The sequence below is a fragment of the Xenorhabdus aichiensis genome (assembly GCF_028598775.1).
GTDB lineage: Bacteria > Pseudomonadota > Gammaproteobacteria > Enterobacterales > Enterobacteriaceae > Xenorhabdus > Xenorhabdus bovienii.
On record NZ_JAQRFO010000031.1, the window covers coordinates 35,659 to 53,310 of the forward strand.

Genomic DNA, 17,652 nt, shown 5'->3' on the forward strand with positions numbered 1-17,652 from the left:
AATGCGTGCTTGCGCAGATGAATAATCCTTTTCAGCAGCACCGAGTGTAGACTGTTCTCAATGGCCCAATGCTGGCGGATGGCTTTTGCCAGAATCTCTGGGGATGCGGTGCAACTCAGAAACCACCGGATTTCGCATTCGGTTCCAGCGACGCCGTTAATGCTGGCGCTGCCAGTCCTCGCCAGTTAAGCTGTTAAACAATTTGCTTTATCACCTCAATTAAAAACGATCTATAGCGAGGGCCTTATGGCTGATACAGATATTCGCGTTGCTGTTGTAGGCGCAAGTGGCCGTATGGGGCGTCATCTCATTCAGGCTGTCCAACAGTTGGATGGTGCTACGCTTGGTGCGGCGCTGGAGCGTTCAGGCTCTTCATTGGTGGGAACAGATGCGGGAGAACTGGCAGGTATCGGCAAGAATGGTATTACCATCAGTGATGATTTGCATGGTGTTATTGCGCATTTTGATGTCCTGATCGATTTTACCCGACCAGAAGGTACACTAGCTTACCTCGCAATCTGCCGCCAGTATCGCAAGGCAATGGTCATCGGCACGACAGGGTTTGATGACGCAGGCAAACAGGCGATTGAAGACGCTTCTCGTGATATTCCTATCGTCTTTGCTGCTAATTTCAGTGTTGGTGTCAATCTGGTGCTGAAACTACTGGAAAAAGCCGCCACGGTTATGGGGGAGTATACGGATATCGAAATCATTGAAGCCCATCATCGTCACAAAGTGGATGCTCCGTCAGGAACGGCGTTGGCAATGGGGGAATCTATCGCTCATGCTTTAGGGCGTGATCTTAAAACCTGTGGGGTCTATACCCGAGAAGGTCATACTGGTGAGCGTGACCCGAAAAGCATCGGATTTGCGACTGTGAGGGCGGGTGATATCGTTGGAGAGCATACCGCGATTTTTGCAGATATTGGTGAGCGTGTAGAAATAAGTCACAAAGCTTCAAGCCGTATGACCTTTGCTAATGGAGCTATTAAAGCTGCAATATGGTTGAATGCTAAAAACAATGACCTTTATGATATGAAAGACGTCCTTAATCTTGAAAATTTATAATTATTTATTGTTATAACTAATTGTAATTACGCAATTATTTTAGATTAATTGCGTAATTACTCGATTTTTTTAGTTTTTATTTTAATAATCTGAATTTTTATTTGTTTTTATGGTAATAATCTGACTTTTTTTTACTTTTTTGCCATTGGAATGGAAAAACCACACTGTTTTTCTGTTTTAAAATTTAATTTCACATTAATCGACTGTTTTAACCTACTTTTTTGTTCTTTTTAGGTGTATTCACTCAATGTAGGGCTGAGGTTTGTAAAAAAGCCAACAAAAAAGGTATTTTTTGTAGACAAGTCCCTCTCTCATCATTAGAATGCGCGCAATTTGCCAAAATTTTGACAAAAATCATCAATTGGCATTGATTCAAAGGATTAATTCTGAATTAATATGCATCGGATGCGACTTGTTATTCATTCTGGAGGGCGTTTTGATTAAGTCAGCTATATTGGTTCTCGAAGATGGAACCCAATTTCATGGTCGCGCCATTGGTGCAGAGGGTGTGGCTGTTGGAGAAGTGGTCTTCAATACCTCAATAACCGGATATCAAGAAATACTTACCGACCCTTCCTATTCCCGCCAAATTGTTACTCTTACTTATCCCCATATTGGTAATACCGGCATCAATGCCGCTGATGAAGAATCCCCCGCCATTCAAGCCCAAGGCTTGGTCATTCGCGATTTACCTTTAGTGACCAGCAACTTCCGCAGTGAAGAAAATCTGTCTGATTACCTGAAACGCCACAATATTGTTGCCATTGCTGATATTGATACACGCAAGCTGACCCGCCTGTTACGGGAAAAAGGTGCTCAGAATGGCTGTATCATTGCGGGTAATGAGGCAGATGCTCAAGTTGCTCTGGAAAAAGCGAAAGCTTTCCCTGGTTTGAAAGGCATGGATCTGGCGAAAGAAGTGACCACCGCACAATCTTATCCGTGGTTACAGGGAAGCTGGACATTGGCAGATGGGCTACCGGAAGCTCGCAAAGAGCAAGAATTACCGTATCACATTGTGGCTTATGATTTTGGTGTCAAACGTAACATCCTGCGTATGTTGGTGGATCGTGGCTGTCGCGTAACCGTTGTTCCTGCTCAAACACCCGCGGATGAAGTGCTGAAAATGGCACCGGATGGCATTTTCCTGTCTAATGGCCCCGGCGATCCAGAGCCTTGTGACTATGCTATTGAAGCAATCCAGGCTTTCTTGAATACCGAGATCCCAGTATTTGGTATCTGTTTGGGGCATCAGTTACTGGCGCTGGCCAGTGGCGCAAAAACAGTGAAAATGAAATTTGGCCATCACGGCGGCAACCATCCTGTTAAGGACTTGGAAAACAATGTCGTCATGATCACCGCACAAAACCACGGTTTCGCCGTTGATGAAAGCACCTTACCAGCGAATCTGCGTGTGACTCATAAGTCACTATTTGACGGCACACTGCAAGGCATCCATCGCACTGACAAACCTGCATTCAGTTTTCAGGGGCATCCTGAAGCAAGCCCTGGCCCACATGAAGCCGCTTCACTGTTCGATCACTTCATTGAATTGATTGAACAGCATCGTCAGAACAATGTTCAGAACACCAAGTAATCAGGAGCAGAAGAAAAATGGCAAAACGTACTGATATTAAAAGTATCCTGATCTTGGGTGCGGGTCCGATTGTTATCGGTCAGGCTTGTGAATTTGACTATTCCGGCGCTCAGGCTTGTAAAGCGTTGCGGGAAGAAGGTTATCGCGTCATTCTGGTGAACTCCAACCCTGCTACCATCATGACCGACCCGGAAATGGCGGATGCGACCTATATCGAGCCAATCCATTGGGAAGTGGTGCGCAAAATCATTGAAAAAGAGCGTCCAGACGCAATTTTGCCAACTATGGGCGGGCAAACTGCTCTGAACTGTGCACTGGAACTGGAACGTCAGGGCGTACTGACAGAATTTGGCGTGACCATGATTGGTGCAACCGCTGACGCGATTGATAAAGCAGAAGATCGTCAGCGTTTTGACAAAGCGATGAAAAAAATCGGTCTGGATACTGCGCGCTCTGGTATCGCCCACACGATGGAAGAAGCGCTGGCAGTGGCAGAAGACGTTGGCTTCCCTTGTATCATCCGTCCTTCTTTCACCATGGGCGGAAGCGGTGGCGGTATTGCTTATAACCGTGAAGAATTTGAAGAAATTTGTGAGCGCGGTCTGGATCTCTCCCCAACCAACGAATTATTGATCGATGAATCACTGATTGGCTGGAAAGAGTATGAAATGGAAGTGGTGCGGGATAAAAATGACAACTGCATCATCATCTGTTCGATTGAAAACTTCGACCCAATGGGTATCCATACGGGTGACTCCATCACCGTAGCGCCAGCACAAACATTGACTGACAAAGAGTATCAGATCATGCGTAACGCTTCGATGGCGGTATTGCGTGAAATTGGTGTAGAAACTGGCGGCTCGAACGTTCAATTTTCAGTGAACCCGAAAAATGGTCGTTTGATTGTGATTGAGATGAACCCACGTGTATCCCGTTCATCTGCGCTGGCTTCCAAGGCGACGGGCTTCCCGATCGCAAAAATTGCGGCAAAACTGGCGGTGGGTTATACCCTTGATGAATTAATGAATGACATCACGGGCGGCCGCACACCGGCATCTTTCGAGCCATCCATCGATTATGTCGTTACCAAGATCCCGCGTTTTAACTTCGAAAAATTTGCTGGCAGCAATGATCGCCTGACAACCCAGATGAAGTCTGTCGGTGAAGTGATGGCGATTGGCCGTACTTTCCAAGAATCCATGCAGAAAGCGTTGCGTGGTCTGGAAGTCGGCGTGACGGGGTTCGATCCTAAAGTCAATCTGGATGATCCACAATCACTGACCAAGATCCGCAGCGAATTGAAAAGCGCCGGCGCTGAACGCATCTGGTATGTCGCCGATGCTTTCCGCGCGGGTATGTCTGTTGATGGCGTTTTCAACCTGACTAACATTGATCGCTGGTTCTTGGTACAGATTGAAGAACTGGTACGTTTGGAAGAGCAAGTGGAAGAACAGGGCATTAATGGCCTGACGTTCGATTTCCTGCGTCACCTCAAGCGCAAAGGCTTTGCGGATGCACATTTGGCGAAACTGGTCGGTGTATCTGGCAAAGAGATCCGCAAATTACGTCACGATTACAGCCTGTATCCGGTTTATAAACGTGTTGATACTTGTGCGGCGGAATTTGCGACTGATACTGCTTACATGTACTCCACGTATGAAGACGAATGTGAATCTAACCCGAACCATGACAAGCCGAAAATCATGGTATTGGGTGGCGGCCCGAACCGTATCGGGCAAGGCATTGAATTCGATTACTGTTGTGTACATGCGTCACTGGCGCTGCGTGAAGATGGTTACGAAACCATCATGGTGAACTGTAACCCCGAAACCGTTTCAACGGATTACGACACTTCCGACCGCCTCTATTTTGAACCCGTGACACTGGAAGACGTGCTGGAAATCGTCCGTGTTGAAAAGCCAACAGGTGTGATCGTCCAGTATGGCGGCCAGACGCCGTTGAAACTGGCGCGTGAGCTGGAAGCGGCCGGTGTACCGATTATCGGCACCAGCCCGGATGCTATTGACCGTGCAGAAGACCGTGAACGTTTCCAGCAGGCTGTTAATCGTCTCGGCTTGAAACAACCTGCGAATGCTACCGTCTCCACCATCGAACAGGCGGTTGAGAAAGGTAATGGGCTTGGCTATCCGCTGGTGGTTCGCCCATCCTACGTGCTGGGCGGACGTGCGATGGAAATCGTCTATGACGAAACTGACCTGCGCCGTTACTTCCAGAATGCTGTCAGTGTATCCAATGACGCCCCCGTATTGTTGGATCGCTTCCTTGATGATGCGGTTGAAGTCGATGTTGATGCTATCTGTGATGGTGAGCGTGTCTTGATTGGCGGCATCATGGAGCATATCGAACAGGCAGGGGTCCACTCCGGCGACTCAGCGTGTTCACTGCCAGCTTACACGTTGAGCCAGGAAATTCAGGACGTGATGCGCCAGCAAGTTGAAAAACTGGCCTTTGAATTGCGTGTCCGTGGCCTGATGAACGTACAGTTTGCAGTGAAAAATAACGAAGTGTACCTGATTGAAGTGAACCCGCGTGCGGCACGTACCGTCCCCTTTGTTTCCAAAGCGACCGGTCTGCCGTTGGCAAAAGTGGCTGCACGGGTGATGGCGGGTCAATCTCTGCTGAAACAGGGCGTTACTAAGGAAATCATTCCTCCGTACTACTCTGTGAAAGAAGTGGTTCTGCCGTTCAATAAATTCCTTGGTGTTGACCCCATTTTGGGGCCGGAAATGCGTTCTACAGGTGAAGTTATGGGTGTTGGCCGCACTTTCGCTGAAGCCTTCTCCAAAGCGATGCTGGGCAGTAGCTCCACGATGGGCAAGCACGGCCGTGCCCTGTTGTCTGTACGTGAAGAAGATAAAGAGCGCGTTGTTGATTTGGCCGCCAAACTGCTCAAGCAGGGCTTTGAATTGGATGCGACCCACGGTACAGCGATTGTGTTGGGTGAAGCGGGGATCAATCCACGTCTGGTGAACAAAGTTCATGAAGGACGTCCGCATATTCAGGATAGAATCAAAAATGGTGAATATAACTATATCGTTAATACCACCGCAGGCCGTCAGGCCATTGAAGATTCAAAACTGCTGCGTCGTAGCGCACTGCAATATAAGGTGCACTATGACACCACCCTGAATGGCGGTTTTGCGACTACCATGGCACTCAGCGCAGATCCCACTGAGCAGGTGATTTCTGTACAGGAAATGCACGCAAAAATTATAGGATAAAATACCGTCAGCTTTGACAGTATCCTGCTGAAAAGACGGCTTCCCCAAAGTTGATTATCCAACGAGTAGGGAAGCCGATTTATTAATCACTCCTTGAATGGTCATCATAAGATCCCTTGTCAAAATACAGTCTGAAGCAGACGGAATAGATCATGCCATGTAACAGTGCAATCACGATAGAGCCGTAAGCGACGATATTGGGAATGGAAACGCTGACAATCGGGACTCTATCGAAGCGAAAGATATACATATGAACAGCAATCGCAACTACCGTCAGAATAATGCCAGATACATTATGATGAACATGATTTGATAATAGGAACCATTTCACCAAAAAGAAAAAAGGGATCAGCATTAATAAAGAAATTATGATGTAAGTCATTATCATTTACCTTAAATATTATTTAAGTTTAACCTTGTGAATATTAATATAGGTTACTATCATGGTGGTCGCATTTTTTATGCATGTCACTTATATTAATGTTGTTTGAAGTAATGAAATAAGCCTAGACCAGACAATATAAATAAATAATCAACATGGTTATTATTTATAATATCGATTTTTCTAATGATTTTTGGTGTTTGAATGGTGGTTTGTTCGTGAGATGCGGATGAGCATTTGCATGGCCTGAACTCTATTTTTGCGAGTTCAGGCCTTATATGGATTAAACAATGGGATATTTATTCAAGTGAATCTTATCCGTATTTATATTATTTGACGTGATCGCCAGTATAAATATCGGGGTTTGGCCCTATGCGTTTTCCAATATCCAATTCAGCCATAGCCGTTAAATCTTCTTTTTCCAGTCTGAAATCAAATACATCAAAGTTTTCTTTGATACGAGAAGGCGTGACAGATTTGGGAATAGCAATCATACCGCAGTCAAGGTGCCAGCGAATCACGATTTGCGCAGGGGTTTTTTCATATTTAGTGGCCAAATGTTGAACCAATGGGTTGTCAAAGACGCCTTTTCCGCCATGTGACAATGGGCTCCAGGATTCAGTCGTAATATGGTGAGTTGCATTCCATGAATGCAGTTGTCTTTGCTGCATCAGAGGGTGCAATTCGATTTGGTTGATCGCGGGAACGACGCTCGTTTCTGACATCAATTTCTGTAAGTGTTCAATGTGAAAATTACATACACCAATACTACGAGCCAGCCCCGATTCTTTCAGTTCAATAAGTTGCTTCCAGGCTTCAACATATTGATCCTGATGAGGAACAGGCCAGTGAAGTAAATAGAGATCGATGTAATCCAGTTGCAGCTTATCCAAACTTTCTTCTAATGCTGCTTTGGCATCTTGGTGGCGATCATTCCAGAGCTTAGTGGTGACGAAAATTTCTTCACGCGGGATATCGATTTCCTTTAATGCTTTTCCGACTCCGCTTTCGTTGTGATAAATCGCCGCAGTATCAATGGAACGATAGCCAACCTCCAGGGCAGTGTGAACAGCTTTAACAACCTGCTCATTACTTGTTTGCCAAACGCCTAGCCCCAATTGTGGCATAAGATTCCCATCAACGAGCTTAATAATTGTCTGCTGATCCATTTTTTATCTCCTTTAGGTTACGTCACTTCTGGATCGAGTATAACGACTTCGGGATAAATAAAACGTGATGCAACTTATTGTTTATCATCAGTTTCACGACGACTGACAACCGAAATATTGTTAGTGAAATAGGTAAATTTTTGGCTATATCGACAGTATTTTAAATAGAGGTAAGCGACAAGTATGTTCACTTACTTTTTTTTGATGATGTCTTTTTGTGACGCCAGTACATCAACAGAGAAGCGAAAAGCCCGCTGAGCAACAGAATGACAGGCAGGATCATCAAAATATTCATGACCAGATCCTGATGTGCTTTAACGAAGGGGATCTGATTCAAGATATAGCCAAAACTCACGATAATCATGACCCATAAGAAGCCACTTAACCAATTAAAAAATTGAAAACGTTTATTATTTAGACCAGAAATACCGGCAAATGTTGGCAGGAGAGTGCGGACAAAGGCTAAAAAGCGTCCGACAAGCAAAGCGGCCAAGCCATGTTTAGCAAACAATACGTGGGCACGCTCGCGATATTGCACAGGAAGCTGGGCAAGCCAGTTTTTGACAATTCGAGTATGGCCGAGCCAGCGCCCCTGTAAGTAACCCAGCCAGCATCCCAGACTGGCGGCGATGGTCAGCAATATAACCGTAGGGATGAAGCTCATGACGCCTTTGGCAATCAGGGCGCCAGAAAGTACCAGCAGGGTATCGCCGGGTAAAAAAGCGGCTGGCAGCAAGCCGTTTTCCAGAACCAGAGTGACAAAAAGGACACCATAAATAATCCAGATGACCTCGGGATTGGCGAGTTGGGTAAAATCATGTTGCCAGAGTGCATGCATGATCTCGCTTAACTTTTCCATTATTTATCCTGTAATCTCTGCGAGTCATTAAAAATACATGCCAACCAGTGTACCGCAAAAACGCGGAAGGGGAGTTGATTTGATTCAGCATCGGGTTTGATTCAGTTTATGAAGAGAGGAAATCAACCGTGGCTATCTGCAATAGAAAGACAGCCATGATTTTTGTAAAGATTTCTGGAGTACGGTCTTTTGGGGCTAAAGAGGTGCAATACGGGCAAAACCGGCTGACAGATCATCAATCAGGTCTTGTGGGTTTTCCAACCCAATATGCACGCGGAATAATGTTCCCGTCTTTTTGAGGGGATTGTATCGACGCAGCGCAGTGAGCATGTCAGGCTGAATACCCAGAATCAAGGATTCAAATCCGCCCCATGAAAATGCCATTTTGAAATGATGTAAATTATCCAGATACTCAGCGAATTGCTGAGGGGTTAGTTCGACTTTCAGCAGGAAGGAAAATAGCCCGCTGGCACCGGTGAAATCACGCTGGAAATAATGATGCCCCGGACAAGAAGGTAAAGCGGGGTGATAAACTTCGGCGACTTCTGGCCGCTGGGCGAGCCATTTGGCGATGTGCAGGCTGCTCTCTTCATGATGTTTTAAGCGAATTGCCAGTGTACGCAATCCACGGGTTGCCGTATAGACAGTATCGGGATCGGCAATTTGACCCAGTAGATACGAACTTTCTCTGAGTTGATCCCAGCAGCGTGCATTAGCGACCGCCGTTCCCAGCATGCCGTCTGAATGGCCAATGATATATTTTGTGGCCGATTGGATGGAAATATCGATGCCAAAATCCAGCGCCTTAAAGAGAATGCCGGCCGCCCACGTATTATCGATGATAATGACAATCTCAGGATTGATCTGGCGGATAGCACGCACAATGGCCGGAATATCCTGCACCTCCATAGTGAGGGAGCCGGGGGATTCAAGAAAGACGACTGTTGTGTTTGGCTTAATCAGTGATGCAATCCCTTCTCCAATCATCGGGTCAAAATAATCAGTGGAAATGCCCATCTTTTTGAGAATGTGATTACAGAAATCTTGCGTCGGTTCATAAGCACTCCCTGTCAGCAGAACATGATCGCCTGTTGCCACAAAGGCCAGAATCGCATTGGTGATAGCAGCTGCGCCGGAAGGATACAGAGCACAGCCTGCGCCGCCTTCTAGCTCCGCCATCGCTTCCTGAAAGGCGAAATGAGTCAGCGTGCCACGGCGTCCATAGAATAACTCACCCTTAGCCCGGTTTTTTAACGCATGTTTCAGGTCTTCGACGGTGTCGAAAATGATGGATGAAGTGCGTTGGATGAGGGGATTGACAGCACCCTGAGTATATTTTTTCTTTCTGCCTGCACTGACTAATAAGGTCTCCAGTTTCTTTTCGGTCATATGATTTTCCCTTAGCTGCCGGTCGCTGATTGTTCAAATAATGATTAGCAACTTAAAAGATTTAGGGCAGTTTGTGCAAAGAGATTCGAACAACTTGACGAAAATTCAAGGTGATCTGAAATGGAAACAGAAGAACACTTTGATGAAATTATTCCTTTAATTATCACTTTTTTGTTAAATAGTAATGATAATTACTATCAAATCGCTCAATGTCTGATATCATTTGCGTCGGACTTTTTCCCCTCGTAATGGGAAGCCTGATTCAGGGCATATTAGGATTAGCAAGATGCGTAAATGCAATTCATTGCTAAGTAACAGAATTCACAAGAAAGAGAGTAAGGCTAACTGATGCGTAATTTGACAGCTTCTATTCTATTGGCACTCGGATTAACCGGTTCAGCATGGGCTGATACAGTACCAGTCACAACAGCGACTTCGCCAGAAAATCAGGCAGCCGCCCAGGTAGCCGCTCCGGCAACACCAGCACCCGCACTTTCTACCGCTCCGCAGGTAGATGTTCCAAAAACTGAAGCACAGCAAGCGGGTGAACCGAAAACTGATGCCCAGAAAGCTGATGTTCAACCCGCGACTGAAACGAAATCTACTGAACCTGTGGACGAATCTGAAAGCCTGTCCGGTGGTTTTGCAACGGATCTTTCCGTTTGGGGCATGTATCAAAATGCTGATGCGGTAGTAAAAACCGTTATGTTGGGGTTGGTGATCGCTTCTGTCATTACATGGGCGCTCTTTTTCTCCAAAGGTACTGAACTTTTAATTGCTCGTCGCCGTTTACGCAAGGAACAATGGGCATTGGCTGATGCAGCCAATCTGGATGTGGCAGCGAAAATTGCTTCAGATTTCGGCAAGCAAAGTATCAGCCGTCTGTTGTTGAGTGAAGCTCAGTCTGAACGCGCTCTGTCTGCGGCAAGCACTGATAAAGCAGGCACCAAAGAACGTACTTCATTCCGCATGGAGCGTGCGGTTGCTGCAATCAGCCGCCATATGGGGCGTGGTAACGGCTATCTGGCGACCATTGGTGCCATTTCACCGTTTGTCGGCCTGTTCGGTACAGTGTGGGGGATTATGAACAGCTTCATCGGTATCGCCCACTCACAGACCACTAACTTGGCCGTTGTTGCTCCGGGTATTGCAGAAGCATTGCTGGCGACCGCACTGGGTCTGGTGGCAGCAATCCCAGCGGTAGTCATCTATAACGTTTTTGCCCGTGTTATTTCGTCATACCGTGGTCAAGTAGGGGATATGGCGGCACAGGCAATCTTGTTGCTGGGTCGTGATCTTGATCTGGCTGACAGCAAAGCAGAAAAAGCAGAAGCAAGGTAATCAATTATGGCGATACGTCTTAATGAAGATTTGGACGATAGCGGTGAATTGCATGAGATTAACGTCACGCCATTTATTGACGTGATGTTGGTGCTGCTGATTATTTTCATGGTGGCAGCACCCTTGGCAACGGTAGATATTAAGGTAGATTTACCGGCATCGTCAGCTAAACCACAACCGAGACCAGAGAAACCCGTCTTTCTGACCGTGAAAGCGGATCATCAGTTATATGTCGGTGAGCAGTTGATTGAGCGTGACAAGCTCTCTTCAGTATTGGATCAGACAACTCAGTCCAATAAAGAAACCACGATTTTCTTCCAAGCGGATAAGACGGTGGATTATGAAACCTTGATGAGTGTGATGGATTCCCTGCGTAAAGCGGGCTATCTCAAAGTTGGCTTGGTAGGAATGGAAACCGTTGCCGCTCAATAAGTTTCATTAGCGCCTTATCTGAAAATGGAATTAAACTGCCCGAATAGTGATATCGGGCAGTTTAATTTTTTTATCCAGAATTCAGATTAAGTCATCATGACTCTTATATTATGAGAATTTATTGGTTATTAAATTAATATTTAAAATAAACTATTGGTGATATTTATATAATAAATAAAGAATCATTAAATAATAATTTAGTCCTTGCCATTTACCCAATTAAATTAGACTTTATATAAAAACAGGTTTGTTGAAAATACCAAATATGGAGTTGAATAATTCTTTATTGGAAAAATCATTCTATATCCTTATATCGAGGTATTATTTTACTAATTACCTATATTATATCCACTTTAACTATATGGAAATTGTGAGTGATAACCCTTGCTATAATATGATTTAAAACCACTAAAAATTTAGTAATAATAAAACAAACCAATAATTCCAGTTAAGCAAACAATAAATAAATATAATTTTATTTATATTGAAATGCTTATTTAATAAAAATAAATAAAACAAAACTACCAGATTAAAGTATATTTGTGGATAAAAAGACTGCCTTTTCGTATTAACGGCAACGTAAATACTCATTTAATAACATATTGAAATAAAATTATTTCCAGATGGAAAAATACAAAGGTATATTAACCCTCAATTAAGGTAACTCATGAAGAAACAATACTAACTTAATTGTTATGGATATTGGTGTGCTTTGTTTTTATCTTAATATATTGACCATTTTCATTTAAATAATCATCACTAATGGAGAACGATATGTCATTAAGTCAGTTTTCAGCAGAGAGTACGATAAGTGGAGCAGAGCTTCCCGCCATCACCTTAAAATTATTGACGAGCCAAATCGACGGTGCAGCCCGTCCTGGTGGAATCTTTACTAAAGAAGACCTTATTAGTATTAAATTATATGTTAAACACAGTTTGTCACTCCCTTTTACTTTGGAAACCGTAAAGAGTTATATCGGTTACAATGATATTGATATCGCTGGATTGAAACCTGCAGATATTACCGATTTGTTTAAAGAAATTCATAACCATGCACTTAGCTGGAGCGGCGTGGAAGAGAATGTTCAGCAGCAGAGTATCAACCTGGAAAGCGCGGGAAAACAAATTACCGGAACGGGAGAAGATATAATCAGCATTATTAACGAGATGCCGATTATTCAACGTGTAAAAACGAAGCTGGGAGATTTAACAGAGAAGCAATTGGCTGAAATAACTTATACCAGTGACGATAAAGAAATATCAGTCGAATTGGGGAATATCCTCACTAGCATGGCGAAAGATATTGAGAGTCAACAGGTAAAAACTCAACAGGTCAAAACAGCGGTATCTGATTTTAAGCGCACACTGATTGGTGGCACGTTATCAAACGGCAAGAAAGCTGATGGATTACAGCCACAGGTCAATAATAAGAAAAAACTGATGGAAGATAATAATCTTTCTACCACGATCAAAGATTTGAATACGAAAATCACTGAGAAAAATAACGAGATTGATCAACTCAAAAAAGACTACGATAAATACGTTGGCTTGTCATTTTCCGGTGCACCGGGCGGTATTATCGGGCTGGCTATTACCGGCGGCATTTTTGGTGACAAAGCGGAAAAAGCCCGTAAACGGAAAAATGCACTGATTGATGAAGTCAGCGGTTTGCAAGATCAAGTTAAAGGTAAAAGCGCATTACAAACGTCTATTCAAAATTTGGTCTTACAGTTTGGTGACATTGATATCCGTATGCTGGATGCGGAAGTTGCCCTAAACCACCTGGACTTTATGTGGAGCAACATGCTGACTCAAATTAATACCTCTAAGGATAAGTTTGCCGAAATTAATGATGCACTGAAACTCACCTCTTTCGTGACAGCATTCAAACAAGTGATTAGTCCTTGGACAGAAGTTCAAGGTTCTGCTGCGCAATTAGTTAAAACTTTCGATGAAGCCTTGGCAGAATATAAAAAGCTCAATAGCTAATCTCCTCTCAAAATTGCTTATAAAATAAAAAGGAATTGTAAAATGTCTGAAAATATCATCTCACAAAAAGAAATCGTGTATCCAGAAATCAATATAAAAGCCCTGAATCAAGCGGTAAATAATATCTGGCGTCTGGCGCAACGACAAACATCGGGTATTGCAATTATCGAGGAAAAAACCAAGCGGATAAGTCTTTATTGCCGTGATTTCGATGAAGCTGTACGCAGTTCTCTATCACAATTGGAACCCACTCTAAAACAGTTGGCCACGCAAGAATATTTTCAAACGATTACTGAAATTGATGAGGCTTTGGCAGACCCCGATCTGAATGATGACGATCGCAGTGCTCTGCTGGAAGAACGCGAGCAATTGATTCAGAATTTGGCGAAAGATATCGATCATGTTATTTCCAATTTCCGTGATGAAACGAATCAACTGACTGGCAAAATTAACGACATTCGCAATATGGTGATTTCAGAGCGTCTGGGAGACCTTCTGGCGCAAGCTCAATCACAAAAAACGGAATTGCAGAGCGCTATCGAGCAGAAAGCAGCAGAACAAAATAAACTGGATACGGATCGGGCTAAAATTATCGAAAGTCAGGATATTATCCGCCAGAATAATATTGCGGATATGTTTAAAGATTTTATCCCCAGCGCCAGCGACATCGATAAATTGGATTTCACCCAGCCTAAAAAAGAAGCCATCAAACAGGCGATTAAACAAGGTGTGGAGATAGCCAGAAAAATACTGGGCAAAGTCTCCGAAGGGCTGAAATATGCGGAGCTAGCTGACGTTCGAGTTAAACTCAGTGAACAAATAGATCAGTTGACCAAAGAATCTGACACTCTGAAAACCACGTTACAGGAAACAGAGCAACGTCTTTCTGGCATCACAGACACGATACAAATCGACGAAGAGCGCACAATTCTCCTCGCTGAAGCGGTCAAACTGGAACAAGCGTGGAATTTATTCGCCAATCAACTACGAAATTTATCGGGCAGCCAAATCAATCAGAAAGATCTAACCAGCCTGATCAACAGCCAATTGGATTTTCTTGATAATCTGGCATCGCAATACAATATGTTGAAATAAAAGATGTTGAAATAAAAAATATTTCTTCATCAGACGGTAAAAACAGGGCTGAGAACAGAGTTTCTCAGCCTTTTTCATAACAGATTTGATCTTTACTCTTTACCTGATTAATCAATCAGTTTGGCGATCCAGATAATTAAGCAGTTTTTCCAGAGGATATACTGCCCGTATTATTACTTCATCACGCATCTGTGCGCCTTGTACTAACAAATTTCGCGCATCCTGCCGCTGTTTGAGCGTCAAGGTTTTTCCCGCTTTCAGGTGATCCAACATGAGTAATCCAAGCCCGGCGATGGCGCTGACATCGTTGGCAACCGGAACCAGATCACGCATCATATAATTCGATTTGACGATTTTCATGACAGAATCATGATTATTCCGCCAACGAACCCAGTGATCACGTAATGATTGCTCTGCTTGTTGATCTTGCTTATTCGCCAATAGACGATCGATCAGCGTATCTATTTCCCTGACGGTATGGCTTTCTGGCCCCAGTGCATCGGCAAAACGGTAAATGGGTTCATATTGATGGTAATTACCGGCCTGAAATTTGGCATGATGGCGGGAGTAATACTGAGCCGGCTCCACCGCCTCAGCCAAAATCTGCAATGGTGTAATATCCGTACTGTTTGTCAAACGGGTCATCAACCGCTGGCTATTTGCCTGCTGCTGCAAACCGACAGAAACGGTTGTCCACGTATCTATCGCCTGCAAGCGTTGGTACATGTTCTTTTCATCGGTGATATTCTTGGCAGACCAAAGTCGCTCGGCGATGGCAAAGGTGCGAGGCCAGAGTTTAATGTCCAGTACTTCAGCGGTCACGTTCTCTGACCACAACGTAGCTTCAGCCCCCAGAATATTTGTCTGATGGCGACTTTCTGGCACGACAGGAAGTTGACCCGTTGGAACACTGTCCAGCTTTTCTCCTGTGACCGGATAGCGCACATTGCCCACCAAAATATAGCCGTCTGCGGTTTTCTGTTTTTGATTGAGATCCATCACTGGCGTAGTTTCCCCCATCCAACTATCCAGCGTAAACCTGACGACGTTCCCTTGCCAGACAATGCCATTGACGGCACGACGCGATTTTCCCGTAAAATCAATAAAACCGCGCCATTGACCTTGGCCATCCTCAATCAAAGTAAAACTGCCCGTAATCGGGTTGCCTTTTAAACGGGGCATATTGAATGACCAGCTTTGCGCCGTTTCCTCTTTTTTCACGCGCTCATCAATACGGGGTACCTGAGGTAAAATTTCATTTCGGTAGTGATATGCCGTACTTTGCGGTTGGTCGAGATAAAATCCCGTGGATAAGATCCCCTGATAGCCATCATCTGCGGTTTTCCCCAGCGAATCCTGTCCCTGCCATGATTGAATGACGATGGTATGAGGCAGTGCCGGATGATAGATTTCATCCCAGCCCACCATCTTGCGGCCATGTTTCTCAAGGATCTTTTCCAACGCTTGATTGAACCATGCGTGTAGGGCATGAGGATCTTTCAGGCCTTTTTCCTGCATGAATGCCTGTATCTTGGTGGAAGCCTGCCATTGAGAGGCATTCACTTCATCACCACCAATATGAATATAAGGATCAGGGAAGATGTCGGCGACTTCAGCAATTAATCGATCGGCAAACTGATGAACTTGTGGATTGCTCGGATCAAGTGTGGGTTTGTGGACTCCCCATTGGCGCTGCATCTGATAAGGCCCGTCAGCGCTGATTAATTCTGGATAGGCAACAGCAATGGCAGAAGCGTGGCCGGGGAAGTCAATTTCAGGTACAACCCGGATGCCCAAGCGGGCGGCATGAGCGACGACATCACGCATCTGGGTTTTGCTGTAAAACATGCCATCGCTGGCGAGCTGTTGCAATTTAGGGTAATAGTCAGAAGCAAAACGCCAGCCTTGATCATCGGTTAAATGCCAATGAAAGACATTCATTTTGGCTGCTGCCATACCATCCAACTGACGTTTTATCGCGTCTACAGGCAAAAAATAGCGAGCTGAATCGAGCATCACGCCCCGCCATGAAAAACGTGGATTATCGGTAATATTGACCAACGGCAGGTAAGTGCCTCTGGCATCGTTTTGCAGCAATTGCAGTAAGGTTTCCATCCCCCGCATGGCACCAAATCGGCTCTCTGCTTGCAGAGTAGCCCCTCGGTTATCAATGATCAGTTGGTAGCGTTCATCGCTGTCGGGTTGGGGAATCGGGGGTGTTTTATTGGCGATGATGATTTTGATGGTGGGAAACGAAGAGGTAACGGAATGGGCTGCCCTGATAGAAGGAAGACGGTTATTGGGTGGCAAGATCCAACCTGTTTGGGCTTCAATCCGGCCTCGCCATAGGGATATGGCATCCTGCATGTCATCTCCGGTTATTTCGATATTCAGTTGTCCGCTGAGATCAAAACGCCCTTGTTGCATGGAAATCTGTTGTGGCCACGGCATAAGGGGAAGATTTTTCGTTGAAACAGCCATTGATGAAAAACTACAGGTCAAAGTGGTGAGAAATAGTAGATGGCGCAAGGGGAATTTCATAGGTTTCCTCTTCTGATCTCAAGATGAACAATGATTCTGTTCGTTAATATCCTATCTGATTAGATTTTTCCGCATAGAAAAATAAATAAATCCTATGAGTATGAAATGGAACTGAGGTGATAATTTTTCAGTGGTGTAATCCGGTTTTTCTATTCTGACAAACCAAATGAAAAAGTAATTTATATAATTTAATATTTACTATATAAAATATAACACTAATAAATTATATAAATAATTTTAGTTATTATTTCTTGTTGTTAATATTGAAATTAGAATTTAAAAGGATTGTTGGTTTTATTTTGTTTATTTTACTTTGATTATGTCAAATAATATTAATGTTAAATATTAATTGGGTGATTTCTATTTTGTTTTCCTGATATTGATTAATGATTTTTTCTTAACGTAATTGATGTGATGCCATAATGAAATAATCATTTTATTTATCATGAATGTGAATAGACAGCATGTTAATTTGCGGCTAGTCTTATTTTTATTATTACTGAAACGTTTTTTGTTTGTCATTGATCTGATTTTTTATAAATGTGGTG

At 44.1% G+C, this 17,652-nt stretch carries 12 protein-coding genes; 7 read left to right on the forward strand and 5 right to left on the reverse strand.

Annotated features, from left to right (window positions below; all coding sequences use genetic code 11):
- Positions 1-246: 246 nt before the first annotated feature.
- From dapB to carB, 3 genes are all read left to right on the forward strand, one after another.
- The gene (gene dapB, locus PSI22_RS14085) at positions 247-1,068 is read left to right on the forward strand and encodes a 4-hydroxy-tetrahydrodipicolinate reductase (protein ID WP_273580291.1); all 822 of its coding nucleotides are present in this window, start codon (positions 247-249) and stop codon (positions 1,066-1,068) included.
- Between the two features lie 436 nt (positions 1,069-1,504).
- Entirely contained in the window at positions 1,505-2,665 is a 1,161-nt protein-coding gene (carA, locus tag PSI22_RS14090; protein WP_273580292.1) for a glutamine-hydrolyzing carbamoyl-phosphate synthase small subunit, read from the forward strand.
- A 17-nt stretch (positions 2,666-2,682) separates the two neighbouring features.
- Complete coding sequence (carB, locus tag PSI22_RS14095; protein WP_273580293.1) at positions 2,683-5,907, forward strand: carbamoyl-phosphate synthase large subunit; 3,225 nt, start codon at positions 2,683-2,685, stop codon at positions 5,905-5,907.
- Positions 5,908-5,989: 82 nt separating this feature from the next.
- Here the strand turns inward: carB and PSI22_RS14100 are convergent, their stop codons facing one another.
- The 4 genes from PSI22_RS14100 to metC form a co-directional block, all read right to left on the reverse strand.
- The gene (locus PSI22_RS14100) at positions 5,990-6,289 is read right to left on the reverse strand and encodes a hypothetical protein (protein ID WP_273580294.1); all 300 of its coding nucleotides are present in this window, start codon (positions 6,287-6,289) and stop codon (positions 5,990-5,992) included.
- 329 nt (positions 6,290-6,618) lie between these two features.
- The gene (dkgA, locus tag PSI22_RS14105; protein WP_273580295.1) at positions 6,619-7,458 is read right to left on the reverse strand and encodes a 2,5-didehydrogluconate reductase DkgA; all 840 of its coding nucleotides are present in this window, start codon (positions 7,456-7,458) and stop codon (positions 6,619-6,621) included.
- A gap of 187 nt (positions 7,459-7,645) precedes the next feature.
- Complete coding sequence (locus PSI22_RS14110; protein ID WP_273580296.1) at positions 7,646-8,317, reverse strand: DedA family protein; 672 nt, start codon at positions 8,315-8,317, stop codon at positions 7,646-7,648.
- Between the two features lie 195 nt (positions 8,318-8,512).
- Positions 8,513-9,706, reverse strand: a complete 1,194-nt coding sequence (gene metC / locus PSI22_RS14115) for a cystathionine beta-lyase (RefSeq protein WP_273580297.1) — start codon at positions 9,704-9,706, stop codon at positions 8,513-8,515.
- Between the two features lie 348 nt (positions 9,707-10,054).
- Between metC and exbB the strand changes: the two genes are divergently transcribed.
- The 4 genes from exbB (at position 10,055) to PSI22_RS14135 (ending at position 14,563) form a co-directional block, all read left to right on the forward strand.
- Positions 10,055-11,047 carry a tonB-system energizer ExbB gene (exbB, locus tag PSI22_RS14120; RefSeq protein WP_273580298.1) on the forward strand — a complete coding sequence of 331 codons (993 nt, stop codon included), beginning with the start codon at positions 10,055-10,057 and terminating at the stop codon, positions 11,045-11,047.
- A 6-nt stretch (positions 11,048-11,053) separates the two neighbouring features.
- Entirely contained in the window at positions 11,054-11,479 is a 426-nt protein-coding gene (exbD, locus tag PSI22_RS14125) for a TonB system transport protein ExbD (RefSeq protein WP_038205042.1), read from the forward strand.
- 774 nt (positions 11,480-12,253) lie between these two features.
- Positions 12,254-13,468, forward strand: coding sequence for an alpha-xenorhabdolysin family binary toxin subunit A (locus tag PSI22_RS14130; RefSeq protein ID WP_273580299.1), 1,215 nt, complete (start codon positions 12,254-12,256; stop codon positions 13,466-13,468).
- 42 nt (positions 13,469-13,510) lie between these two features.
- The gene (locus tag PSI22_RS14135; RefSeq protein ID WP_273580300.1) at positions 13,511-14,563 is read left to right on the forward strand and encodes an alpha-xenorhabdolysin family binary toxin subunit B; all 1,053 of its coding nucleotides are present in this window, start codon (positions 13,511-13,513) and stop codon (positions 14,561-14,563) included.
- Between the two features lie 111 nt (positions 14,564-14,674).
- Here the strand turns inward: PSI22_RS14135 and PSI22_RS14140 are convergent, their stop codons facing one another.
- Positions 14,675-17,104, reverse strand: a complete 2,430-nt coding sequence (locus PSI22_RS14140) for a beta-N-acetylhexosaminidase (protein ID WP_273580301.1) — start codon at positions 17,102-17,104, stop codon at positions 14,675-14,677.
- Between the last annotated feature and the right edge of the window lie 548 nt (positions 17,105-17,652).

Coding starts and splice junctions, on each gene's coding strand:
- dapB (WP_273580291.1), top strand. CDS start 247: ATGGCTGATACAGATATTCGCGTTGCTGTTGTAGGCGCAAGTGGCCGT.
- carB (WP_273580293.1), top strand. CDS start 2,683: ATGGCAAAACGTACTGATATTAAAAGTATCCTGATCTTGGGTGCGGGT.
- PSI22_RS14100 (WP_273580294.1), bottom strand. CDS start 6,289: ATGACTTACATCATAATTTCTTTATTAATGCTGATCCCTTTTTTCTTT.
- dkgA (WP_273580295.1), bottom strand. CDS start 7,458: ATGGATCAGCAGACAATTATTAAGCTCGTTGATGGGAATCTTATGCCA.
- PSI22_RS14110 (WP_273580296.1), bottom strand. CDS start 8,317: ATGGAAAAGTTAAGCGAGATCATGCATGCACTCTGGCAACATGATTTT.
- metC (WP_273580297.1), bottom strand. CDS start 9,706: ATGACCGAAAAGAAACTGGAGACCTTATTAGTCAGTGCAGGCAGAAAG.
- exbB (WP_273580298.1), top strand. CDS start 10,055: ATGCGTAATTTGACAGCTTCTATTCTATTGGCACTCGGATTAACCGGT.
- exbD (WP_038205042.1), top strand. CDS start 11,054: ATGGCGATACGTCTTAATGAAGATTTGGACGATAGCGGTGAATTGCAT.
- PSI22_RS14130 (WP_273580299.1), top strand. CDS start 12,254: ATGTCATTAAGTCAGTTTTCAGCAGAGAGTACGATAAGTGGAGCAGAG.
- PSI22_RS14135 (WP_273580300.1), top strand. CDS start 13,511: ATGTCTGAAAATATCATCTCACAAAAAGAAATCGTGTATCCAGAAATC.
- PSI22_RS14140 (WP_273580301.1), bottom strand. CDS start 17,104: ATGAAATTCCCCTTGCGCCATCTACTATTTCTCACCACTTTGACCTGT.